23 protein-coding genes and 1 other annotated feature are annotated in these 23,144 nt (G+C 53.0%); of the genes, 20 read left to right on the forward strand and 3 right to left on the reverse strand.

From position 1 onward, the window contains the following. Positions 1-181 precede the first annotated feature (181 nt). The 6 genes from GA565_RS14255 to GA565_RS14280 all read left to right on the forward strand — a co-directional run bounded on the left by GA565_RS14255 (position 182) and on the right by GA565_RS14280 (position 5,335). The gene (locus GA565_RS14255) at positions 182-580 is read left to right on the forward strand and encodes a CidA/LrgA family protein (RefSeq protein WP_152199003.1); all 399 of its coding nucleotides are present in this window, start codon (positions 182-184) and stop codon (positions 578-580) included. Then, positions 577-1,269: a CidB/LrgB family autolysis modulator gene (locus tag GA565_RS14260; protein WP_152199004.1), complete on the forward strand. Its 693-nt coding sequence runs from the start codon at positions 577-579 to the stop codon at positions 1,267-1,269. Before GA565_RS14255 ends, GA565_RS14260 begins: the two co-directional genes overlap by 4 nt. Positions 1,270-1,515: 246 nt before the next feature. After that, positions 1,516-2,976 (forward strand): M20 family metallopeptidase, encoded by a 1,461-nt coding sequence (locus GA565_RS14265; RefSeq protein WP_152199005.1) that lies wholly within the window; start codon positions 1,516-1,518, stop codon positions 2,974-2,976. 35 nt (positions 2,977-3,011) lie between these two features. Beyond that, on the forward strand, positions 3,012-3,728 hold the full coding sequence (locus GA565_RS14270) for an ABC transporter permease (protein WP_152199006.1): 717 nt from the start codon (positions 3,012-3,014) through the stop codon (positions 3,726-3,728). Beyond that, positions 3,728-4,450 (forward strand): ABC transporter permease, encoded by a 723-nt coding sequence (locus GA565_RS14275; RefSeq protein WP_152199007.1) that lies wholly within the window; start codon positions 3,728-3,730, stop codon positions 4,448-4,450. Before GA565_RS14270 ends, GA565_RS14275 begins: the two co-directional genes overlap by 1 nt. 27 nt (positions 4,451-4,477) lie before the next feature. Further along, positions 4,478-5,335 (forward strand): transporter substrate-binding domain-containing protein, encoded by an 858-nt coding sequence (locus tag GA565_RS14280; RefSeq protein ID WP_152199008.1) that lies wholly within the window; start codon positions 4,478-4,480, stop codon positions 5,333-5,335. Positions 5,336-5,425: 90 nt separating this feature from the next. Here GA565_RS14280 and GA565_RS14285 read toward each other — a convergent pair whose 3' ends face one another. Beyond that, positions 5,426-6,490 (reverse strand): LacI family DNA-binding transcriptional regulator, encoded by a 1,065-nt coding sequence (locus GA565_RS14285; protein ID WP_152199009.1) that lies wholly within the window; start codon positions 6,488-6,490, stop codon positions 5,426-5,428. Between the two features lie 202 nt (positions 6,491-6,692). Between GA565_RS14285 and GA565_RS14290 the strand changes: the two genes are divergently transcribed. The 4 genes from GA565_RS14290 (at position 6,693) to GA565_RS14305 (ending at position 10,395) form a co-directional block, all read left to right on the forward strand. Continuing rightward, positions 6,693-7,520, forward strand: coding sequence for an ABC transporter substrate-binding protein (locus tag GA565_RS14290; RefSeq protein ID WP_152199010.1), 828 nt, complete (start codon positions 6,693-6,695; stop codon positions 7,518-7,520). A 72-nt stretch (positions 7,521-7,592) separates the two neighbouring features. Further along, the gene (locus tag GA565_RS14295) at positions 7,593-8,381 is read left to right on the forward strand and encodes an amino acid ABC transporter permease (protein WP_152199011.1); all 789 of its coding nucleotides are present in this window, start codon (positions 7,593-7,595) and stop codon (positions 8,379-8,381) included. 1 nt (position 8,382) lies between these two features. After that, entirely contained in the window at positions 8,383-9,159 is a 777-nt protein-coding gene (locus GA565_RS14300; RefSeq protein WP_152199012.1) for an amino acid ABC transporter ATP-binding protein, read from the forward strand. A gap of 105 nt (positions 9,160-9,264) precedes the next feature. Beyond that, positions 9,265-10,395 carry an FAD-binding oxidoreductase gene (locus GA565_RS14305; RefSeq protein ID WP_152199013.1) on the forward strand — a complete coding sequence of 377 codons (1,131 nt, stop codon included), beginning with the start codon at positions 9,265-9,267 and terminating at the stop codon, positions 10,393-10,395. Between the two features lie 16 nt (positions 10,396-10,411). Here GA565_RS14305 and GA565_RS14310 read toward each other — a convergent pair whose 3' ends face one another. Both GA565_RS14310 and GA565_RS14315 read right to left on the reverse strand, forming a co-directional pair. Next, on the reverse strand, positions 10,412-11,191 hold the full coding sequence (locus tag GA565_RS14310; protein WP_152199014.1) for an ABC transporter ATP-binding protein: 780 nt from the start codon (positions 11,189-11,191) through the stop codon (positions 10,412-10,414). Between the two features lie 111 nt (positions 11,192-11,302). After that, on the reverse strand, positions 11,303-12,136 hold the full coding sequence (locus GA565_RS14315; RefSeq protein ID WP_152199015.1) for an SDR family oxidoreductase: 834 nt from the start codon (positions 12,134-12,136) through the stop codon (positions 11,303-11,305). A gap of 337 nt (positions 12,137-12,473) precedes the next feature. Continuing rightward, positions 12,474-12,597 (forward strand) — a sequence feature (His leader region). Positions 12,598-12,678: 81 nt separating this feature from the next. Here GA565_RS14315 and hisG point away from each other — a divergent pair. From hisG to GA565_RS14365, 10 genes are all read left to right on the forward strand, one after another. After that, on the forward strand, positions 12,679-13,578 hold the full coding sequence (gene hisG / locus GA565_RS14320; protein WP_055780276.1) for an ATP phosphoribosyltransferase: 900 nt from the start codon (positions 12,679-12,681) through the stop codon (positions 13,576-13,578). Between the two features lie 4 nt (positions 13,579-13,582). Continuing rightward, complete coding sequence (gene hisD, locus GA565_RS14325; RefSeq protein WP_152199016.1) at positions 13,583-14,896, forward strand: histidinol dehydrogenase; 1,314 nt, start codon at positions 13,583-13,585, stop codon at positions 14,894-14,896. Then, positions 14,896-16,047, forward strand: coding sequence for a histidinol-phosphate transaminase (hisC, locus tag GA565_RS14330; RefSeq protein ID WP_152199017.1), 1,152 nt, complete (start codon positions 14,896-14,898; stop codon positions 16,045-16,047). Before hisD ends, hisC begins: the two co-directional genes overlap by 1 nt. An 11-nt stretch (positions 16,048-16,058) precedes the next feature. Further along, entirely contained in the window at positions 16,059-17,126 is a 1,068-nt protein-coding gene (hisB, locus tag GA565_RS14335; protein ID WP_152201513.1) for a bifunctional histidinol-phosphatase/imidazoleglycerol-phosphate dehydratase HisB, read from the forward strand. Further along, on the forward strand, positions 17,126-17,716 hold the full coding sequence (gene hisH, locus GA565_RS14340) for an imidazole glycerol phosphate synthase subunit HisH (protein ID WP_152199018.1): 591 nt from the start codon (positions 17,126-17,128) through the stop codon (positions 17,714-17,716). The genes hisB and hisH overlap by 1 nt, the downstream gene beginning before the upstream one ends. Positions 17,717-17,721: 5 nt before the next feature. Next, a complete protein-coding gene (hisA, locus tag GA565_RS14345; protein WP_152199019.1) occupies positions 17,722-18,459 on the forward strand; it encodes a 1-(5-phosphoribosyl)-5-[(5-phosphoribosylamino)methylideneamino]imidazole-4-carboxamide isomerase in 738 nt (245 codons plus the stop codon). Beyond that, entirely contained in the window at positions 18,441-19,214 is a 774-nt protein-coding gene (gene hisF / locus GA565_RS14350; protein ID WP_152199020.1) for an imidazole glycerol phosphate synthase subunit HisF, read from the forward strand. Before hisA ends, hisF begins: the two co-directional genes overlap by 19 nt. 44 nt (positions 19,215-19,258) lie before the next feature. After that, the gene (gene hisIE, locus GA565_RS14355) at positions 19,259-19,873 is read left to right on the forward strand and encodes a bifunctional phosphoribosyl-AMP cyclohydrolase/phosphoribosyl-ATP diphosphatase HisIE (RefSeq protein ID WP_152201514.1); all 615 of its coding nucleotides are present in this window, start codon (positions 19,259-19,261) and stop codon (positions 19,871-19,873) included. A gap of 713 nt (positions 19,874-20,586) precedes the next feature. Beyond that, positions 20,587-21,738, forward strand: a complete 1,152-nt coding sequence (gene rfaQ / locus GA565_RS14360; protein WP_152199021.1) for a putative lipopolysaccharide heptosyltransferase III — start codon at positions 20,587-20,589, stop codon at positions 21,736-21,738. Between the two features lie 49 nt (positions 21,739-21,787). Continuing rightward, positions 21,788-23,002 (forward strand): O-antigen ligase, encoded by a 1,215-nt coding sequence (locus GA565_RS14365; protein ID WP_152199022.1) that lies wholly within the window; start codon positions 21,788-21,790, stop codon positions 23,000-23,002. Positions 23,003-23,144: the final 142 nt, after the last annotated feature.

Raw genomic sequence — 23,144 nt, forward strand, 5'->3', positions numbered from 1 at the left:
CATTGTTAAAAAGCCCGCCTCACCGTTATCACGGCCTTGGCGGGCTTTTTTCTGTTGTGGGTGTTCAACCAATATGTCATAACTTTTATTCATAAGGCCCAACATAACGTGACATAGATCACGCTAGCATCATCGATAATTTAATTGTATGATGAATCAAGTTTTCGACTGGGATAAGGCTATGCGATCCATACTGTCACTACCTATTCAATATATTCGGGCATTTATCCTGATTTATGCCTGTTTATACGCAGGCAACGCGATTTCCGCCCTGCTTCCTATCACCATTCCGGGCAGTATTCTCGGCATGCTGATCCTCTTTACGCTGCTCTCGACGCAAGTCTTGCCTTATAAGTGGGTGAAACCCGGGTGCAGCGTATTAATTCGCTACATGGCGCTGCTGTTTGTGCCCATCGGCGTTGGGGTGATGAACTATTACACTGAGTTGCGCACCCAGTTTGGACCGTTAGTGGTTTCCTGCGTGGTCAGCACGCTGATTGTGCTGCTGATTGTTGCCTTCTCCTCACACTATATGCACCGCGAACGTCCCGTTATTGGCAAACCGGAGAATGAGCAATGAGCGAAATCTGGTGGTCTTTACCCCTGACGCTGCTGGTCTATTTCGCGACCCGCAGGTTGGCAATTAAACTGCGCATGCCGCTGCTTAATCCGTTACTGATGTCGATGGTGGTGATTATTCCGCTGTTACTCATCACACACATTCCCTATGCGCGCTATTTTGCTGGCAGCAAAATTCTCAATGACCTGCTGCAGCCTGCCGTAGTGGCGCTGGCTTTCCCGCTGTATGAGCAGTTGCATCAAATTCGTGCACGCTGGAAATCTATTATCAGTATCTGCTTTATCGGTAGCGTGGTGGCGATGACCACCGGCACGGCCATTGCTCTATGGATGGGTGCCACGCCGGAAATTGCCGCCTCCGTACTGCCAAAATCGGTTACCACGCCGATTGCTATGGCCGCCGCCCAGTCAATTAACGGCATTCCGGCCATCAGTGCGGTGTGCGTGATTTTTGTCGGCATTTTAGGCGCCGTTTTTGGTCACGCCATTTTGAACATTTTCAAAATTACCACTAAAGCCTCGCGCGGGCTGGCAATGGGTAATGCCTCACACGCACTGGGCACCGCCCGCTGTGCGGAAGTTGACTATCAGGAAGGCGCGTTCAGCTCGTTGGCGCTGGTTATCTGCGGCATTATCACCTCTTTACTGGCACCGTTTCTATTCCCGATTCTGTTAAAACTGTTCGGCTAATTCCGCCCCGTAAGGTCATCTTTAGGTGCGGCCTCTTGGGTCGCACCATCGTCTGACACTCGTGCGGTCAAAGGGATCATTTTGGCTCACGCCTCTGCAGGGCCGCTTGTGCATTAAGCCCCTTTTGGCCTGTCACTGCCTCCTTTCTCTCTAAATTTAACTGTGTTGAATTATTGGCCCCCTTATTGCTTGGCAAATAGACATGTATAGATGAGTAGACCCTCTACGCCAATAAGGACTATTGCCATGCAGCCGACACCCAAGACAGAATCTTCATCGTCAACCGACAGTGAATTGCTCAAACACGTCTGGTCGTTAATCGATGAGAAAAAGGGCATCTTTTGGGACCTCAGTGACCGTATCTGGGCCACGCCCGAGGTCAATTACACCGAATTCAAATCCTCTAAAGAACACCTCGAACTGTTGAAAAATCAGGGATTTCGCGTGACCGAAGGCGTAGCCGGTTTACCCACCGCCATGATGGGCGAAGCCGGTGAAGGCGGTCCGATTATCGCCATTCTGGGTGAATATGACGCGCTGCCGGGTCTCAGTCAGCAGGCTGATGTGGCCGAACCCGTCGCACTGGAAGAGGGAGCTAACGGGCACGGCTGCGGTCACAACATGTTGGGTTCATCGGCGCTGCTGGCGGCAACGGCGGTGAAAGATTACCTCGCAGCCAGCGGGCTGCCTGGTCGCGTGCGTTATTATGGATGCCCGGCAGAAGAAGGCGGTTCAGCCAAAGGTTTTATGGTGCGTGCTGGACTGTTTGACGACGTCGATGTTGCTATCTGCTGGCACCCCGGCGCGTTTAACTGCGTGATGGACGCCAACTCCCTCGCCTGTAACGAGCTTAACTACACCTTCTATGGTCGCGCCGCTCACGCCTCCTCGACACCACATTTAGGCCGCAGCGCGCTTGACGCGGTTGAGCTAATGAACGTGGGCATTAACTACCTGCGCGAACACATGCCGAGCAGTGCACGTATTCACTATGCCATTACCGACAGCGGCGGCTTTTCCCCCAACGTGGTACAGGCCAAGGCCACCGTACGCTATCTGGTGCGCACCCGCACCCTGCCGGAACTCACCGAACTGCTTAAACGGGTCGATAAAGTCGCCGAGGGTGCGGCGCTGATGACCGAAACTCGCATGAAACGCAATATTCTCAGCGGTGACGCCAATCTGGTTGGCAATCGCGTACTCGAGGAACTGATGCAATCACATCTTGAGCGGCTCGGCGGACCGGGCTTTAACGACGCAGACTATGCCTATGCGGCACGTTTTCAGCAATCAATGAATCAGGAAGAAATTCGCAGCGCCTATCAGCGTACCGGCTCCGTCTATCGCGCGGGAGAAACGCTGTGTGACTACGTACTGCCGCTCGACCGACCTGAAAGCTCGATGATTGGCTCAACAGACGTCGGTTCAGTGAGCTGGGTGGTGCCGACGGTGCAGTGCCGCAGCGCAACCTACACCATCGGCACGCCGGGGCATTCCTGGCAGTTGGTGGCACAGGGCAAATCGGCGCTGGCGCACAAGGGGTTAACCCACGCCGCCAAGCTGATGGCAAGCACGGCAATCGGCCTTCTGATTGAGCCGCAGCGGATCACCGATGCCAAAGCCGAACACGCCAGCAGACTCGTAGGCACGCCGTTTGTTAACCCGATCCCCAACGACGTGCAGCCGCCGTTTCCCGGTAGTCATTAAGCTCGACCAAACCGGCTAACGACAAGGACAGAGAAATGGGCAATCTGGGATTTTTAGAAACACTGAGTTTCGGCCCCGGCGGATGGGGTCCGATGCTGCTATCGGGGGCATTGATGACAATAGCCCTGTCGCTTTGCGGCTTTTTACTGGCCGGTGTGATAGGCGGCCTGTTCTCGTGGGCAAAAATCTGCGGCAATCGTCCGATTAGGTATCTGGCCGACGCTTACACCACCGTGGTGCGCGGCATCCCTGACCTACTGATCATTTACCTGCTTTATTTTGGCGGCAGTCAGTTACTGACCCACCTCGGCAAGCTGTTCGGTGAAGGGCAATTTATCAGCTTCCCCGGTTTCCTTGCCGGGATGCTGGCGGTTGGGATTGCTGCGGGCGCTCAGCAAACCGAGGTATTTCGCGGCGCGTTTTATGCTATTTCGCCAGGCGAGCTGGAGGCGGCGAAAGCCTTTGGCATGAGCACGCCGGTGCGCATTCGGCGCATTATTATTCCGCTTCTGCTGCGCCATGCGCTGCCGGGAATGGGCAACGTTTGGCAGGTGGTTTTAAAGGCAGCGGCGCTGGTGTCGGTGACCGGTTTGGCCGAGCTGATGAACAAGGCACAAACTGGCGCAGGTTCAACCGGTAAACCTTTTGACTTTTACTGTGCCGCGGCGCTGCTTTACCTGCTGATTTCGGCCTGTTCGGGCTGGTCGCTGCGTAAAGCAGAAGCGCACTATTCACGCGGAGTGAAACGCTAATGGACGTCGAATTTTTGTGGGACACACTCCTGCAGCTGCTGCCGGGCATTCCGCTCACGCTGCAACTGAGCTTTTATTCGGTGGCAATCGGCTTTTGCCTTGCCCTGCTGCTGGCCTTTGCCCGCCTTTCACCCTACCGCTGGCTTAGCGAACCGGCGAGAATTTACGTTTTCTGTTTTCGCGGCACTCCGCTGCTGGTGCAGCTGTTTCTGATTTACTACGGACTGGGTCAGTTCGAAAGCGTGCGCCACAGCTTTTTATGGCCGATGCTGCGCGAACCTTACGGCTGCGCGTTGCTAACACTTTCGCTGTGTACGGCGGCCTACGGCAGCGAAATTTTGCGTGGTGGACTGCTTTCAGTCCCTCATGGTGCTCTTGAAGCCGCCCGTGCCTGCGGAATGTCACGCCTGCTGATGGTGAGGCGGATAATTCTGCCCATCGCGATTCGCCAGGCCCTACCGGCCTATGGCAACGAGCTGATTTCCATGGTGCAGTCCACCTCGCTATGTTCAATCATCACGCTAATGGATATTACCGGCATCGCCGCACAAATTATTTCCGACACTTATCGTGCGCTGGAAGTGTTTATGGTGACCGGCGTGATTTATCTGCTGATCAATTTGGTCATTAGCCGCATCGTGATGCTGCTTGAGTATCGTTTGACGCCACACCTACGCGCCACCATGACGTTAGCCGTTAAAAAACAGCGTGTTATTCAATAACTATCAATACTAAAGGGGTTGTAGAAGATGAAATTGGCAAGCTTGGTTAGTGCTTTATGCTTAACAGCAACGTTAGTCACCAGCTTCAATGGTCACACCGAAGAGGGAAAAAAATGGACCGTAGTGAAAATTGCTACGGAAGGGGCATTCCGTCCATTCAATTTTACTAAACCTGATGGCACGCTCGACGGATTTGAAATCGATCTTTATAAAGTGTTATGCCAGAAAATGAACGTCAAATGCGAAATCGTGGTCCAGCCTTTTGCCGGCGTTATCCCCGCACTCAACGCCGGTAAGTTCGACGCGATTATGGACGGACTTTCTGCCACCGATGCCCGCAGGAAAATTATTGATTTCTCCATTCCTTACAGTAATACCGGGCAAACCTTTGCCGTATTAAAAGACAGCCCGCTGGCCAAGCTCCCTGATTTAGGCAAGCGTTTCTCCTTAACCACCGACGAAGCCGGGGCGCAGGCGGAGGTGGCGAAAATCGCCCCACTGCTGAAAGGCAAAGTGATCGGCGTGCAGGGTTCGTCGATTGGCGAGCAGTTTTTGCAGAAATACATGAAAGACATCGTCACTATTCGTCAGTATAAAACCACTGAAGAGCACGATCTCGACCTGAAGTCCGGCCGCGTTGATATGGTGTTTGCTTCAACCACCTATCTGAACGGCGCCAAGGCTAAAGCAGGCAATGAGAATATACAGCTGGCGGGTCCGCTTTTCATCGGCGGTCTGCTCGGCTCGGGTTCCGCGGTGGGGATTCGTAAAAGCGACCCTGAGCTGAAAAAGATGTTTGACGAGGCGATTACTCAGGTGAAGCAGGACGGCACGCTGAAAACGCTGGCAATCAAATGGTTTGGTATGGATACCGTGCCGCAATAATATGGCGAACGCTTTCAAATACCCTGATTACTTACCCCCGCTCTTTTCGGCGGGGGTAAGTTTGGAAGGGAGGAACAGTGACTCAATGCGTTAAATACGCCCTATCGATAGCCGCTGAATAAACTGTGCCGAAAAATCAGGCATGGGTCCCGCTTCCTCCTCGCGCAGTTCGCAAATGATTCTTCGCGCCGCCTCGCGGCCCATTTCATACACCGGCTGGGCAATTACCGACAGCGGAGGGGAAACAATTTCGGTCCACGGGAAATTATCGAACATCACAAAAGAGAGACTCTCGGGCACGCGCAGACCGCGATGACCCACTTCGCGCAGGACACTCATCGCAATCAGACTGTCAGAGGCGATAAGGGCAGTTGGCGAAGTTTGAGAATTAAACAATGCGTCAATGATGGCGCAAATCGCCGCCTCGCTGCTGGCGTTCCCTTTGATCATCAACGGGTCAAAAGGCACGTTTCTCTGTGCAAACGCCTGCTCCATACCCGCCACGCGCTGCGCCACCGGCGTGACGCCTAACCCCTTGGTCGAGTTGTAAATCCCTTCAAGAGGCATACTGGTGATATAGCTTATCCGCCGATGTCCCGCATCAAGCAGCGCCAGCGTCGCCTCACGGGAAGACGGAGTGAAATCGATGCCGATAGTTTCAACGCCAAGATCAGGTATCGCGCGGTCGAACAGCTTTAGCACCCTGCCGTCAGCCACAATTTGCTGCAGATGTAGATTGTCCTCCACCCGTGATGAACAAGGGGCGATAATGACGCCATCAACCTGTTTTTCAAGCATGACCCGAACGGCATCTTGCTCTACCCGCAGCGTCTCATCACTGTTGCTGAGCAGCACGTGATACCCCGCCTGACGTGCCACGTCTGAGATACCGCGCAGCGCCAAACCAAAGTGCGGATTTTCTATATCGCCGACGATCACCCCCAGCGTATTGGAGCGGCCGGTATTCATGCTGCGTGCCAGCTCGTTCGGCCGATAGGCCAGGCTCTGCGCTGCTGCCATCACTCGGGTCAATACGTCTTCGCTTACCGAGCCATAGCCACCCAGCGCGCGCGCTGCCTGTGCCTTGGAGACCTTCGCCTGACGCGCCACGTCGGCAACCGTAGGGGCTTTGATTCGTGATGAGTTTATGGTCATAAGTTATTCGTATCACAGCTTCCGTTAAGGGTGATTGACGATTCGATAATCCCGTTGCTAGTATCATTGTAACTGATTTGAGACCGGTCTCACAATGACCTCGCTCAATATTCAGAACCTGCATTGAGACCGGTCTCTAAAAAACATAATAGGCCAAAGCTCAATAGTCGTTGATGTTAACTACAACAAAAACGGACTCAATATGAAATCGCAAAAAACCCTGTTCAAACTGGCCAACACTCTGCTTGCTTGCGTGTCACTGTTTTCTATTTTAACCCCGTCGGCAAATGCTGCAGGCGCTCAGGACAACCCTTACGGACTGATCGAACCCGGTGAACTGCGCGTCGCCAGCCTGGGTGACGCCAAGCCTTACACCTTCACCGATGCCTCCGGTAATTTCACCGGTTTTGACGTGGAGTTTTTTACCGACGTGGCGCACCGCATCGGCATTAAAAAGGTGGTGTTTATCGGCCAGGACTTCGCCGGTATTCTGCCCTCCGTCGCCAACGGCCGCTATGACGCAGGCGTTGCCGCTATCGGTATCACCCCCGCGCGTGAAAAAACGGTCGATTTCTCTACCGGATATCTTGCCGGTTATTTGACGGTATTAACGCGCAAAGACTCCGGCGTCAGCGACGTGAATTCTCTCGCCAAGCATCGTTTGGCGGTAGTGCAAGGCACGTTGCAGGAGAATTATGCCCTGCAGCATTTTACGCAAACTGATCTGGTACGTTTTCCAGACAACAATGCCGCTATTTCAGCGTTAAACAACGGGACGGTTGATGCCGACTTCCTCGATTACGAGGCGGCGAAAGACTATGCCACCCGCTTTAACCTGATTCATGCGGCAGATATTCCGTCGTTCGATGCGCCGGCAGGCGTGGCCATTGCCAAGGGCAAGCCGGCGTTTAAAGCCGCGTTGGACAAAGCCATACAGGCCTCAATGCAGGACGGCACCTGGAAAAAGCTGTACGAAAAGTGGTTCCCGGGTTCACCTATGCCGAAACAGTATCTGCCCCACGCGAGTTAAGCGCGCGCGCAATGACACACTGTTCACCCTGCGGTGGGGGCAACCCCACCCTGCTAAAGAGCGAGGCCCACTATGAGTCTGTTCGACATGCTTTCCCGGACTTTCTTCGACTTTCATTCGATGGCCGAGGTGCTGCCCCAACTGTTAAAAGTCGGGCTGATGAATACGCTGATTATCTCGATTGCCGCTACCGTACTCGGGACGACTATCGGGCTGATTCTGGCACTGATGGGCATCTCCCCTTCACGCTGGCTGCGCGCACCGGCACGCATTTATACCGATCTATTTCGCGGGCTGCCGTCAATTTTAACCATTTTACTGATTGGGCAAGGCCTCGCCCGCTACAGCTATGAGCTGTTTGGCCCGTCGCCCTACCCGCTGGGCATTTTTGCCCTCAGCCTGATTGCCAGTGCCTACATGGGTGAAATATTTCGCGCAGGAATTCAAAGCGTTGAAAAGGGTCAGCTTGAGGCCTGCCGCGCACTGGGCATGAGCTACGGTCGCGCCATGCGGTTGGTTATCATCCCACAAGGTATCCGTCGCGTATTACCCGCACTGGTCAATCAGTTTATTGCCATTATCAAAGATTCGTCGCTGGTGTATTTGCTCGGACTGATGGTCAACGAGCGCGAGCTTTTTCGCGTCGGTCAGGACGCCGCCGTACTCACGGGCAACCTCTCGCCACTGATGCTGGCTGGCCTGTTCTATTTAATGATTACCGTGCCAATGACCCATTTGGTGAACTACGTTGACGACAGGTTCCGCACCGGACGCCGCAAAATGACCCGCCCAGTCAGCAGTCTGAAAGAGGTAGATGAAATGCAGCAGATTGCGCCATTAACCAGCGGACGGGGACAATAATATGACGACTTCATCAGTACCCACCCTCAGCGCTGACGAAAACCTGGCCTTTCACGGCGCCAGCGTAGAAATTCGCGACCTGACGCTGGCGTTTGGCGAAATTCAGGTTCTTCGCAAGGTTTCTCTCAAGGTCGCGCCAGGCACCACCACCTGCATTATCGGGCCTTCAGGGTCGGGTAAATCGACCCTGCTGCGCGGCATCAACCGCCTGCATGAACCGCAGTCGGGGGATGTGATTGTTTCGGGGCGCTCGGTATTAAAGGACAAACCCGATGCCCTTCGTTTGCGCATTGGCATGGTGTTTCAACATTTTAATCTGTTCCCTGACCACACCGCATTGGAAAACGTGGCGATGGCACCGTGGAAAATCAAAAAATTGTCCAAAGCGCAGGCTTACCAGTTAGCGGCCGAACGCTTGAAAGAGGTCGGCCTTGAGCAGCGTGCCGATCATCGGCCTCGCTATCTTTCTGGCGGTCAGCAGCAGCGCGTCGCGATTGCCCGTGCGCTGGCCATGGACCCCGAGGTGATGCTGTTTGATGAGGCCACGTCGGCGCTGGATCCCGAGCTGGTCAAGGGCGTGTTGAATCTGATGGCTGACCTGTGTCGGCGCGGCATGACCATGATTGTGGTGACCCACGAGATGGGTTTCGCCCGCAAGGTAGCCGATCAGGTGGTGTTTATGGATGAAGGGGAAATCGTGGAATCCGGCACACCGGGGGAAATTTTTGATAATCCTCAGTCGGCGCGATTACGGCGATTTCTCTCCGAGGTGCTGTAGCTTCTCTCAATTGTTCACGGGATCAATCCAGGCAGAATCAGGTGAATTTCCCCTTTGGCCTGAAGAATTTATTTCTCATTTAACACGCAAAATAAGGCACAACATATGTCAGCAGAAAATAGGCAAAAGGAAATCGCCGTGATGGGCGGTGGGATTATTGGCATCTCCAGCGCGGTACACCTGCTTAGACGCGGACTGGCGGTGACGCTCATTACTGAGGCCGAGAGGGTCTCCGGCGCGTCGGGGCGATCGCTGTCATGGCTAAACTCTGCCGCCGATCGGACGCTGGAATATCATGCGCTGAGAATGGCCGGCATTGATCGCTATCGTACACTTTACGCCCAAAATGAAGCATCGCACGCATGGCTGCGCTTTGACGGCGGACTGTTTTGGGGAGATGAGCAGGCAAAACCGGCCACCCTCGCCCGCCACGCCTATGAGTGCGCCCACGGCTATGCGTCCCAGCTTACCGGCCGCGCAACGGTCAACGCCGTTGATGAACAGGTCGCCAGAGGGGCCGTTTCTGAAACAGCTCTGTATAACCCCGGCGAGGGCTGGGTCAGTCTGCCGCATTTGGCCGATTACCTGCTGGGGGAGTTTCATCGTCTCGGCGGTAAATTGATTGAACATGCAGGAAAATCCGCAGTGATCACTGATAGCGCGGGCAAGACTGCGGGCGTAAAAATGGCTAACGGGGAAACACTCAGCGCCAATGTGGTACTGGTCGCCTGTGGACCACAAACGCCCGACGTGGTTGCTCCGCTGGGCGTGACTATTCCCAACGGATCGCCGCTCTCGATGCTGGTGATTACTGAACCGGTGGAGAAAAGTGTAAAGATAGTCATGAATACGCCGAGAGTGGCGCTACGCCCTAATCCGGGTAACACGCTGGCTCTAGATCACGACTGGTATGAGGCGGCAATCACCCTTGATGATAACGGTCACTATGCTATTGATGAAACCGTGGTCAACGAGTTGGTCGCCGAAGCGGCGAACGTGCTGGCAGGTGAACCGCCGTTAAAGGCGGCGAGCTGGAAAATGGGCCTAAAGCCGGTGCCGGGCGATGGTGAACCCGTGCTGGGTGAACTGCAAAGCGTGCCCGGCTGCTTCGTGGCCTTTACCCATTCGGGGGCAACGCTGGCGCTGATCGTCGGTGAGCTGTTGGCCAGTGAAATCGCCAGCGGTGAAAGACATCCGCTGCTGGCCACTTTCCGTCCTGAACGCTTTAGTGCTTGAAAATAGCAGCCTGAGTCTAAGCAGGCTGCATGTGACTTGAAATAAACTGCTGAAAACGCAGGGAACCCTGAGAGCCGAACAGCTCTTGAGGGGTTCCCTTGCAGTCAATCTCTCCTTGATGCAAAAACACCACCTGATTCGAGACATTGCGCGCAAAGCCCATCTCGTGAGTGACCACCAGCATAGTACGGCCCTCTTCGGCCAGACTGCGCATGACCTTCAATACTTCGCCCACCAGCTCGGGGTCGAGTGCCGAGGTCGGCTCATCAAACAGCATCACATCCGGGTCCATCGCCAATGCACGAGCTATCGCCACACGCTGCTTTTGCCCGCCGGAGAGCTGTGACGGATAAAAATTTTTACGCTCATAAAGCCCCACCCGTTCGAGCAGTGTTTCGGCTTTTTCAACGCACTCTTTGCGGCTTTTCTTCTGCACAAAACGCGGCCCTTCCATGACGTTTTCAAGCACCGTCATGTGCGACCACAGGTTAAAATCTTGAAACACCATGCCGAGGCGCGCGCGAATACTTTCAACCTGTTTACGACTGGCAGCGAGCTGATTCCCCTGTCCGTCGCGCCGCATGTGAATAGTTTCACCGCCGACCGCGACCGTGCCAGAGTCTGGCGTTTCAAGCAGGTTGATACAGCGTAAAAAGGTGCTTTTCCCCGAGCCGCTGGCGCCTAGAATCGAGATAACGTCGCCTTTGCGCGCATCCAGAGAAATGCCTTTTAAAACCTGATGTTCGCCAAAGGATTTGCAGATGTCGATCATTGACAGTGTGATGGGCTGGATCATGGTCGCGTTGCTCCTGTTTATGACTCCGTTTCGTTACAGAGTAAAGCAAGATCAAGGCCAACATCCCGCCGGAGAGTCATTACGCGGCGAGACGCTAGGCTGCAAGCGGGGTTAGTTAATCGGCATGCGAACGGGGTCGGGATAGAGGTAATCAAAGCCTAACTCTTTAACAATGCGGCTGCCGTCAACCAGTTTGCCGCTCGAGTCCTGCGGTTCTGGCGCAAAGGTAGGCTCAGTCAGGCCCAACTTTCTGGCCAGCATGGGATAAAACTGCTGTTTCGCCGGATGAGCCGGTGCGCAAAGATTAAAGGTGTGACCGCCGCGCGGCAGGCTTAGCAACAGTACAATTGCAGCGATAACGTCGTCCTGATGCACCAGATTGACGCCGTGGTTTGCACCTTTGACGTCAGTTTTACCGGCAAGGAAACGTCCGGGATGACGGTCTGCACCTACCAGTCCGGCCAAACGCAGCACGTCAACCGAGGTGTTCGGCAGGCGGTGGAACCACTCCTCAAGCTCTTTCAGCACTCTGCCGCTCGGTGTTACCGGCTGTAGCGGAGAATCTTCCCGCACGGTGCCCATTCCTTCGCCGTAAACCGAGGTGGAGCTGGTAAAAATAATGCGCCCAACCCCGTGTGCCAGCGCGCTGTCGACCAGCATCTGCACCGCCTGAAAATAGAGTTCACTGCCCTCAACGGTTCTTCTGGCGGGCAGCGTAATAATGAGTGCATCAACGTTGAGCAATACGTCGAGGTCGTCAGCGTCACACTCCATCGCCATTTCTGGGGTAAAGTTGAGCTGATAACACTCGACGCCGCTCATTCTGGCGGCTTCTACGCCGTCCAAGGTAGTTTTGCTGCCGACAACCTGGTATCCCCTGGCGTTCAGCGCCATGGCCAGCGGCATTCCGAGCCAGCCTAAACCCATTATCGATACCTTTTTCATGATGCTCTCCAATACTTGCGAACTTTTCTTGCGGTAAGTTTAGCAGGCTACCCCTGCTGAAGGTCTGAAACAACAGCTTAATATGTAATGATTTTTAAGTCATTGTCAGCAATCACATCACCCACAAGTGACTCGGTCTTCTATACAATCCATTCGCACTTATCATTAAATGATGATTAATATTAATAATATTCATCAAATCAGAAAAAGGTTGCACACCTCGGCGCGGTGGTTTAGCTTAATTGACAATTGAATACCAACCTATGGCTGATACAGCGGTAGGTAAATAAAATACTCACACAGAGAAACACACAATGCTCAACATTCTGATTAACCACCATCATCACCATCACCCTGACTAGTCTTTCAGGCAGATTGGTGCTGGGAGACTTTTAAGATCTTCCAGTGGCGCAGAATGCAGCAGAGAGCCCTCGGAAGATTTCTTCCGGGGGTTTTTTTTTACCTGAATTATTTGCTGAATTGTTTGCAGAATTACTTAAATATTAAATTAAATCATAAATATAGAAAGGACAGAGGTCATTATGTTGGACAAAAACCGTTTACGTATCGCCATGCAAAAATCCGGTCGCCTGAGCGACGATTCTCGTGAACTGCTGGCGCGCTGCGGGATCAAAATCAACCTACAGGAGCAGCGTTTGATTGCCTTCGCCGAGAATATGGAAATCGACATTTTGCGCGTTCGCGATGACGATATTCCGGGACTGGTGATGGACGGCGTGGTGGACTTGGGTATTATCGGCGAAAACGTACTGGAAGAAGAGCTGCTGGCGCGCCGCGCCCAAGGCGAAGACCCACGCTACTTCACGCTGCGCCGTCTCGACTTCGGTGGTTGTCGCCTGTCGCTGGCAACGCCGCTGGACTTTGATTATGCCGGTCCTGAGAGCCTGAGTAATAAACGTATCGCCACCTCTTATCCGCACATCCTCAAGCAGTATTTCGATAAAAAGAATCTCGATTTCAAATCCTGCTTACTGAATGGTTCGGTTGAAGTGGCACCGCGCGCAGGTCTGGCCGATGCAATCTGTGACCTGGTATCTACCGGCGCAACGCTTGAAGCCAACGGTCTGAAAGAAGATGAAGTCATTTATCGCTCTAAAGCCTGTTTGATTCAGCGCGACGGCGAAATGCCACAGTCAAAACAGCTGCTGATCGACAAGCTGATGACCCGCATTCAGGGCGTTATTCAGGCACGAGAATCCAAGTACATCATGCTGCACGCGCCCACCGAGCGTCTGGACGAAATCATCGCCCTGCTGCCGGGTGCCGAGCGTCCAACCATTCTGCCGCTGGCCAACGACAAACAGCGCGTCGCTATGCACATGGTCAGCAGCGAGACGCTGTTCTGGGAAACCATGGAAAAACTGAAAGCCTTGGGTGCCAGCTCTATTTTGGTGCTACCAATTGAAAAAATGATGGAGTAAGAAGATGCAAGGCAACGGTTTTTCTACCCCGATTGACTGGCAGCAGTGTGACGAACAGCAGCGCCGCGATTTATTGACGCGCCCTGCTATCGCCGCCTCAGACAGCATTACCGAAACAGTCACTGAAATTTTGACCCGCGTGCGCAATGAGGGAGACAGCGCCCTTCGTGAATACTGCGCGCGATTTGATAAAATCGAGATTGAACAGCTGCGCGTCACTGCTGAACAAATCGAGCAGGCGTCGACGCGTTTAGGTGACGATGTCAAACAGGCAATGGCTATCGCAGTGCGTAATATAGAGACGTTTCATCAGGCGCAGAAGTTGCCGATTGTCGATATCGAAACGCAGCCTGGCGTGCGCTGCCAGCAAATTACCCGCCCGATTGCCTCCGTTGGCCTGTATATTCCGGGGGGATCGGCACCGCTGCCCTCTACCGTGCTGATGCTGGCAACGCCTGCGCGCATTGCCGAGTGCAATAAAGTTATTCTATGCTCGCCGCCGCCGATTGCCGATGCGATCCTTTACGCCGCCAAGCTGTGCGGCGTGACCGAGGTGTATCAACTCGGCGGCGCTCAGGCTATCGCTGCCATGGCCTTTGGCACCGAAAGCGTGCCTAAAGTCGCCAAAATTTTTGGCCCAGGCAATGCCTTTGTCACCGAAGCCAAACGTCAGGTGAGTCAGAATCTGAACGGCGCAGCCATCGACATGCCGGCCGGTCCTTCAGAAGTCTTGGTGATTGCCGACGCCGGTGCTACACCAGACTTTGTGGCCTCCGACCTGCTTTCTCAGGCGGAACACGGCCCAGACTCACAGGTTATTTTGCTCACCCCCGACGCCAACATGGCCAATGCGGTAGCCGTTGCGGTAGAAAATCAGCTTCAGACTCTGTCGCGTAGCGCGATTGCGCGTAAGGCGCTAGAGAGCAGCCGACTGATTGTGGCGAAGGATTTGGCGCAGTGTATTGAAATCAGCAACGCCTACGGCCCCGAGCACCTGATCCTGCAAACCCGTGAACCGGAAGCGCTGGTAGACAGCATTACCAGCGCAGGTTCAGTGTTCCTTGGTGACTGGTCGCCGGAATCCGCGGGGGATTACGCCTCGGGCACCAACCACGTGCTGCCAACATACGGTTATACCGCAACCTGCTCAAGTCTGGGCCTGGCGGATTTCCAGAAACGTATGACCGTTCAGCAATTAACCCCTGACGGCCTGCTGGCATTGGCACCGACGATTGAAATACTGGCTCAGGCCGAGCAGCTTACCGCACATAAAAATGCCGTTACGCTGCGCGTTGCCGCCCTGATGGAGCGTAAATAATGCGTGAGACGACCAATAACCGTGCATCAGTCACCACACTGGCACGTGAAAATGTTCAGCGGTTAACGCCGTATCAGTCGGCGCGTCGGCTCGGCGGCAACGGCGACGTTTGGCTCAATGCTAACGAATACCCACTGGCCCCTACTTTTGAGCTCACGGCGCAAACTTTCAACCGCTATCCTGAATGCCAGCCGGTTGAAGTTATCCGTCGCTACGCGGCCTATGCTGGGGTGCAGCCGGAGCAGGTTCTGGTCTGTCGTGGTGCCGATGAGAGCATTGAACTGCTGATCCGCGCCTTTTGCGAACCGGGCAAAGACGCCATTCTCTACTGCCCACCGACCTACGGCATGTACAGCGTCAGTGCCGAAACCTTTGGCGTTGAAGGCCGCACTGTGATGGCAAAAGAGGACTGGCAGCTTGATTTACCGGCCATTGAGCAGGCGCTGGACGGCGTGAAGCTGGTTTACGTATGTAGTCCTAACAATCCGACCGGCAATTTGATCAATCCTGACGATATTCGCTCACTGCTCGACACCACCCGCGGCAAGGCGATTGTGGCGGTTGACGAAGCCTATATCGAATTTTGCCCGCAAGCCACCGTGGCAGGCTGGCTAAAAGATTACCCACAACTCGCCATCCTGCGTACGCTGTCAAAAGCCTTTGCGCTGGCGGGTTTGCGCTGTGGATTTACACTGGCCAACGCCGAGCTGATTGAACTCCTGATGAAAGTGATCGCGCCGTATCCGCTCTCTACGCCGGTGGCCGACATTGCCGCTCAGGCGCTGAGTGAGCAAGGGTTAACTGCCATGCGTCAGCGCGTTGCCGAGATCACCAACAATCGCCAATGGTTGCAGCAGCAGCTTGAGCAGTGTGACTGCGTCGAGCAGGTATTCGCCAGTGAGAGCAACTATCTTCTGGTACGTTTTACCGCCGCCAGTAGCGTATTTAAGTCGCTGTGGGATCAAGGTATTATCCTGCGAGACCAGAATAAGCAACCGGGGCTTTCCGGATGCCTGCGCATTACTATTGGCACCCGTCAGGAATGCCAGCGCGTCGTTGACGCACTTCGTCCGCTACCGGGCGCAAAATCATCCGTTCGTGATGACTCATTAGTTCGTAACAATAACAGCGCCAGCAAGGAGCCAATGTGAGCCAGTCCCCTATCAGTCAGAAAATCCTTTTTATCGATCGCGACGGTACGCTGATTTCTGAACCACCGGAAGATTTTCAGGTTGACCGTCTCGACAAGTTGGCCTTTGAGCCGGGCGTGATCCCTGGGCTGCTCGCGCTGCAGACCGCCGGTTTTAAACTGGTGATGATCACTAATCAAGATGGACTGGGCACCTCAAGCTTCCCGCAGGAAACCTTTGATCCACCGCATAACCTGATGATGCAGGTGCTGACTTCACAGGGCATCGTCTTTGACGAGGTGCTCATCTGCCCTCACCTGCCCGCCGACGGCTGCGAATGCCGCAAGCCAAAAACACAGCTGGTGCAGAGTTACCTCGACAGCGGCGTGCTGGACCAGGCTAACAGCTATGTCATTGGTGACCGCGAAACTGACATTCAGTTGGCGCAGAACATGGGCATTGCCGGTTTACGCTACCAGCGTGAAAGCCTCGGTTGGGCTGAAATCACCCAACAGCTGACCCAGCGCGACCGTCACGCCAAGGTTAATCGCGTAACTCGCGAAACCGCCATCGACGTTGACGTGTGGCTGGACCGCGAAGGCGGCAGCAAGATTAAAACCGGTGTCGGCTTCTTCGACCACATGCTGGACCAGATTGCCACGCACGGCGGTTTTCGTATGAATATCGAAGTAAAAGGTGACCTGTATATTGACGATCACCACACCGTAGAAGACACCGGTCTGGCGCTGGGCGAAGCCTTAAACAAGGCGCTGGGCGACAAACGCGGGATTGGCCGCTTTGGCTTTGTGCTGCCGATGGACGAATGCCTGGCGCGCTGCGCGCTGGATATCTCAGGCCGTCCGCACCTCGAATACAAGGCCGAATTCAGCTATCAGCGCGTAGGCGATCTGAGCACTGAAATGGTTGAGCACTTCTTCAGCTCACTGTCTTACGCGATGGGCTGCACGCTGCACCTGAAAACCAAAGGCAAAAACGATCATCACCGCGTTGAAAGCCTGTTTAAAGCCTTTGGCCGCACGCTGCGTCAGGCGATCCGCGTCGAGGGCAACACCCTGCCGAGCTCTAAAGGAGTGCTTTAATGGATGTGGTTATTCTTGATACCGGCTGCGCCAATCTGTTTTCGGTCAAGGCGGCGGTAAAGCGACTGGGCTTCGACCCCGTGGTGAGCCGCGATTCAGATATCGTTTTACAGGCAGATAAACTGTTCCTGCCCGGCGTAGGTACCGCACAGGCGGCGATGGACCAAATCATTGAACGTGATTTGGTTGACCTCATTAAGGCCTGCACCCAACCGGTGCTGGGCATCTGTCTCGGCATGCAGCTGTTGGCAAGCTCAAGTGAGGAAAGCGGCGGCATCAACACCTTGGGTATCGTTGATCAAACTGTGATTAAGATGCCCGAGCGCGGCCTGCCGCTACCCCACATGGGCTGGAATCAGGTAACTGCCAAAGCCGGACATCACCTGTTTCGCGGCATTGACGACAACGCCTACTTCTATTTTGTACACAGCTATGCGATGCCGGTATGTGAGAACACCATCGCGCAGACGCAGTACGGCGACGCGTTTACCGCCGCGGTAGAGAAAGATAACTTCTTCGGCGTGCAGTTCCACCCAGAGCGTTCGGGTGCCGCAGGCGCGCAGCTGTTGAAAAACTTTTTGGAGATGTGAACAGCATGATTATCCCCGCTTTAGATTTAATCGAAGGCAGCGTGGTGCGTTTGCATCAGGGCGATTATGGACAGCAGCGCGACTATGGCAATTCGCCGCTGCCGCGCCTGCAGGACTATCAGGCTCAGGGCGCACAGGTGCTGCATCTGGTTGACCTTACGGGTGCTAAAGACCCGGCGGCCCGCCAGATTCCTTTGCTCAAACAGTTAGTCGCGGGCGTTAGCGTTCCAGTACAGGTGGGTGGCGGTATTCGCACCGAGCAGGATGTAGAAGCTCTGCTTGAGGCTGGCGTTTCTCGCGTGGTGGTGGGTTCAACGGCGATAAAAAATCCTGAACAGGTGCAACAGTGGTTCACCCGTTTTGGCGCAGATGCAATAGTGCTGGCGCTGGACGTGCGCATTGATGAAGCCGGCAACAAACACGTAGCGGTCAGCGGCTGGCAGGAAAACTCCGACTCAACGCTGGAACAGGTAGTAGAACAATTTCTACCGTTCGGGCTTAAACACGTTTTGTGTACCGATATCTCACGCGACGGCACCTTAGGTGGCTCCAACGTTGAGCTGTACCGTGAAGTCTGCCAACGTTTTCCTCAGGTGGCATTTCAAGCCTCCGGCGGCATCGGCAATCTGGATGATATCGCCGCCCTGCGCGGCAGTGGTGTGAAAGGCGTGATCGTCGGTCGCGCCCTGCTCGACGGCAAGTTTAACGTAACGGAGGCAATTTCATGCTGGCAAAACGGATAATCCCCTGCCTGGATGTTAAAGACGGTCAGGTAGTGAAAGGCGTGCAGTTCCGTAACCATGAGATAATTGGCGACATTGTGCCGCTGGCAAAACGCTATGCCGAAGAAGGCGCCGACGAGCTGGTATTTTATGACATCACTGCCTCGTCCGACGGCCGTGTAGTGGATAAAAGCTGGATCTCGCGCGTAGCGGAAGTGATTGATATTCCATTCTGCGTGGCAGGCGGCATTAAAAGTATCGAAGACGCAGGCAATATTTTACAGTTCGGGGCCGATAAGATATCTATCAACTCCCCTGCGCTGGCGGATCCGTCGCTGATCACTCGCCTCGCTGACCGCTACGGCGTACAGTGTATCGTGGTCGGTATCGACACCTGGCACGACGCAGCAACCGGCACTTATCAGGTACATCAGTTTACCGGCGACGAAGCACGCACCAAGGTTACTACCTGGCAAACCGTAGACTGGGTAAAAGAAGTGCAGGAACGCGGCGCCGGTGAAATTGTGTTGAACATGATGAATCAGGACGGCGTGCGCAACGGTTACGACCTGCGCCAGTTGAACGCTATTCGCGAAGTGTGCCGCGTGCCATTAATCGCCTCGGGCGGTGCCGGAACACGCGAGCACTTCCTCGACGCCTTTAAACTGGCAAAAGTCGATGGCGCACTGGCAGCCTCGGTGTTCCACAAACAAATCATTAATATCGGTGAGCTTAAACGCTATCTGGCCGAACAAGGCGTGGAGATCCGCTTGTGAGTAATTCAGCAGTCAATGAAGTTAAACCTGTTAAAGATCCGGTTATGCTAAGTACAGAACAGCTGGCACAGCTTGACTGGGAAAAAACCGACAACATGATGCCCGCCATCGTGCAACATGCGGTTTCCGGCGAAGTGCTGATGATGGGCTACATGAATCAGGAAGCCCTCGACGTCACTCAGGCAACCGCCAAAGTCACCTTTTTCTCACGCACCAAGCAGCGTCTGTGGACTAAAGGTGAAAGCTCTGGCAACTTCCTTAACGTTGTCAGCATCACGCCGGACTGCGATAACGATACACTGCTGATTCTGGTTAACCCGATTGGCCCAACCTGCCATAAAGGTAACGACAGCTGCTTCCACCCTGCCAGCTCCGACTGGGGTTTCCTCTACCAACTGGAACAGCTGCTGGCATCACGTAAAACAGCAAGCCCGGACAGCTCTTACACCGCCAGTCTTTACGCCAGCGGCACTAAGCGTATTGCGCAGAAAGTTGGTGAAGAAGGCGTGGAAACTGCGCTAGCCGCCACCGTCAACGACCGCTTTGAGCTGAAAAATGAAGCTTCGGATCTGGTGTATCACCTGCTGGTGCTGCTGCAAGATCAGGACCTCGATTTCAGCACGGTGATTGAGAATCTGCGTCAACGTCACACCAAGTAACCTTTTGATAACAACACCACGTAAATCCAAGCTTTACGTGGTGTTTTTTATGACATTATCGAGTACATCCTTTATTCATCCTCTTTTCATATAACCTGAACTCAGGCCACAAAGCTTAGTAAAAAATGATATCACCTTAAAAAGTGATAATTAGCCTTATTTTTCCCGCTAATATTCTTAATTTTAAAAAATCATAACAAACACGCTTAACTTCAAGCCAAACTTTTCTGAAAATGTATTCACGCCAAGATTTGGTCAAAAAATTAGACAGTAAAATTAATCAAATTAATGAATAATTTAATATTCTTTAAAAAGAATGGACTTGCTTCTATTACTTGACAGCATAATGCACTTTTAAATAAAGTACTCCAACTTATGCTAGTACGACCTACAGCCTTTGATGTTTGCACACCATTAGCTAACCAAAGACCGCCGTTTGAAATCATGAAAAGTTAATATTATTTATTTTAAAAATAACTATAACGAACACGCCACTTGTTTTATCCATGAAAAAGCAAAGTCATTGCATATAAAAAGGAGTGTTAATTAAAAATATAAAACTCCAGCCCTATTTAAGAATGGGTAAGAACATTATTTGCCCAACATTTATATTCAACACTTGGCTTCATCAACAGTCTGTGACCCCAGTTACTGCATTATTTAGTTTCAGAGTTAAAGCGCATGTACATTTTTAAAGGCGAGAAGATATCACCATGACGACTTTTTCAGTCGCATCATCCTGTGAAATGCAGAGCGGCTCACCTGACGGTTGCCTGCCTGAAGGGCTACGGCACCGCGAACAGGTACAGCACATTCTTGTTATCAAGCTGCGCCATTATGGCGACGTGCTGCTCACGACGCCGCTGCTAAGTACTCTGCAAATCAATTACCCTAATGCATTGATTGAGCTACTTGTTTACGGCGATACACAATCGATACTGAACGGTTACCCCCATATCGATAAAACGTATTCCGTGGACCGTAGCCTCAAAAACAAAGGAGGTCGAGCACAGTTTCTAGGTGAAAAAGCTTTGTGGAAAACGTTACGCAGAAGTCACTACGACCTGGTGATAAATCTATCCGAACAGTGGCGCGCGGCGCTGTATGCACGTTTTCTGAAACCAACCTTCAGCATCGGATTCAATTATCCGAACCGCAATAATCATCTATGGCGCGCCTGCCATTCATTTTTGGTCAATATGGGCGGCCATCAACAGCAACATACGGTACTTAATAATCTCAGTATCCTTTCCCCTCTAAGATTGCCGGATAAAGTCACGAAAGTGACTCAAAGTTATCAGCAAAGTGATAGAGATAAAGCCAGGCAGTTGATTGATTATTATCGACTTAATGACTACGTGCTGGTGCAGCCAACAGCCCGCTGGGCTTTTAAAACCTGGTCAGCAAGCCGTTTCATTCAGGTTATCAATCATCTTACCGCTGCGGGTGAAACAGTAGTGCTCAGCGCCGGAAAGTCACAGAGTGAAATCAACATATTACGAGAAATTGAGGCGGGCTGCCTGATGCGGCAAAGGGTGGTGAACCTGGCGGGCAGCCTAGAGTTGTCCACGCTCGCTGCGCTGATTGACCAGGCAAAACTGTTTATCGGTGTAGATTCAGCACCGATGCATATGGCCGCCGCGTTGAAAACGCCCTGCGTTGTGCTTTTTGGCCCCAGTAATCTTGCTCAGTGGTCACCCTGGCAAGTTGCACACACGATGCTTTGGGCCGGCAATTATCGCGTACTGCCACAGCCTAATGAGGTCGATACTGATACAGATGAGCGCTATCTCGACGCTATCCCGGTTACAGATGTGATTAACGCCATCGACAACAGGCTCAAGCTCTTATCGTCGGCGGCGTAGGTTTTTTACTGCGATCCTTTCACCCTTTCCAATAATTAGGTCAAAAGTTATGCAAACGTACGCCAATTCACAGCCGTTTAGACTGGCTCCGTTAAAGTATCGACTTTATAGCCTGACCGCTTGTTTGCTCGGCATTGCACTGCCCACGTCAACGGCGCTGATGAATGCCGCGCTGGGCCTGGTCGTTGTTTGCCTGCTGTGGCAAAGAGACTTTCGACTACTAGTATCACTTGTTAAAAAACCTATTGTATGGCTGCCCGCGCTGATGTTTGTTTTGCTAGCCGTCTCGCTTTTTTCAAAGCACCCAGATTATGGCCCCAAAATGCTCGGAAAGTATGGCAAGCTACTGTATATATTACCCTTGGCACTTTTTTTTAACGCCGATGCCAAACTAAAGAGCCGGTTTATCAATGGTTTTTTACTGGCCAACATGCTGATTCTGGCAATCAGTCTGGCAGTCGGGTTGGGGCATATCCCGCTTGGGCATATTGACCCACAAAATCCAACAGTTTTTAAGCTACAAATAACGCAGAACGTTTTCCTGGCCTTTGCCACACTCTTTTGGCTGGCAAAAGCCGTCGCCAGAAATGGCACACGGCGAGCGTGCTACGCAACACTTGCCGTATTGGCCTGCGCCAACATCATACTGATGGTACAGGGGCGAACGGGTTATGTGGCATTGCTGGCCGGCTCGTTAATCTGGATGTTTCTAACCTTTCGCACACGTCACCGACTCGCTATTTTGAGCTGTGGATTGCTAATTGCCACACTGTTGGTAGTCGTGCCCAATCGTGCCGCACAGCGACTCAGTCAGGGCGTTGAGGAAGTACAACAGTGTTTACTGGCTTCTGCGCAGCAGGCAGAACAGGCCTGTAACAACTCAATGGGGCAGCGAACGTCGTTTATTCGGGAATCACTGCATCGAATAAAACAGGCACCGTGGCGAGGAAATGGCGCGGGTGGCTTCTTTTACTCCAATACAAAAACGGGCTACAGCATCAACAATCCGCATAACCAGTACTTATTGGAAACGGTTCAAAATGGCCTGTTAGGTTTGGTAATTTTTTTGACATGGATGATGTTTTGCATGCGCGCGGCGTGGTATCAACCGCTAGCCTGGCGTAATCAGCTGGTGGCGTTGGTCGGCAGTTATCTGGCCTGCGACGTGTTCAACTCATTTTTGCTGGATTCAGCGGAGGGGCATTTATTTATCGTGCTGGCGGCGATACTGGCGGTGGGAGTGAAAATTGATAAAAAAACCTAATTAAGTAATCTTCGTCGGCTCATGCTGAAAGGGATGAAGTCTTGGGTAGGCGGTTAAGTTTAAATCGTTTAATATCATCGCGCACAGCGAGCAACTGATTGTTTACAATCTCAAAGTCCTTATTGACTCATACTATCCCAGG

Source organism: Rouxiella sp. S1S-2, from assembly GCF_009208105.1.
In the GTDB taxonomy this organism is placed as follows: domain Bacteria; phylum Pseudomonadota; class Gammaproteobacteria; order Enterobacterales; family Enterobacteriaceae; genus Rouxiella.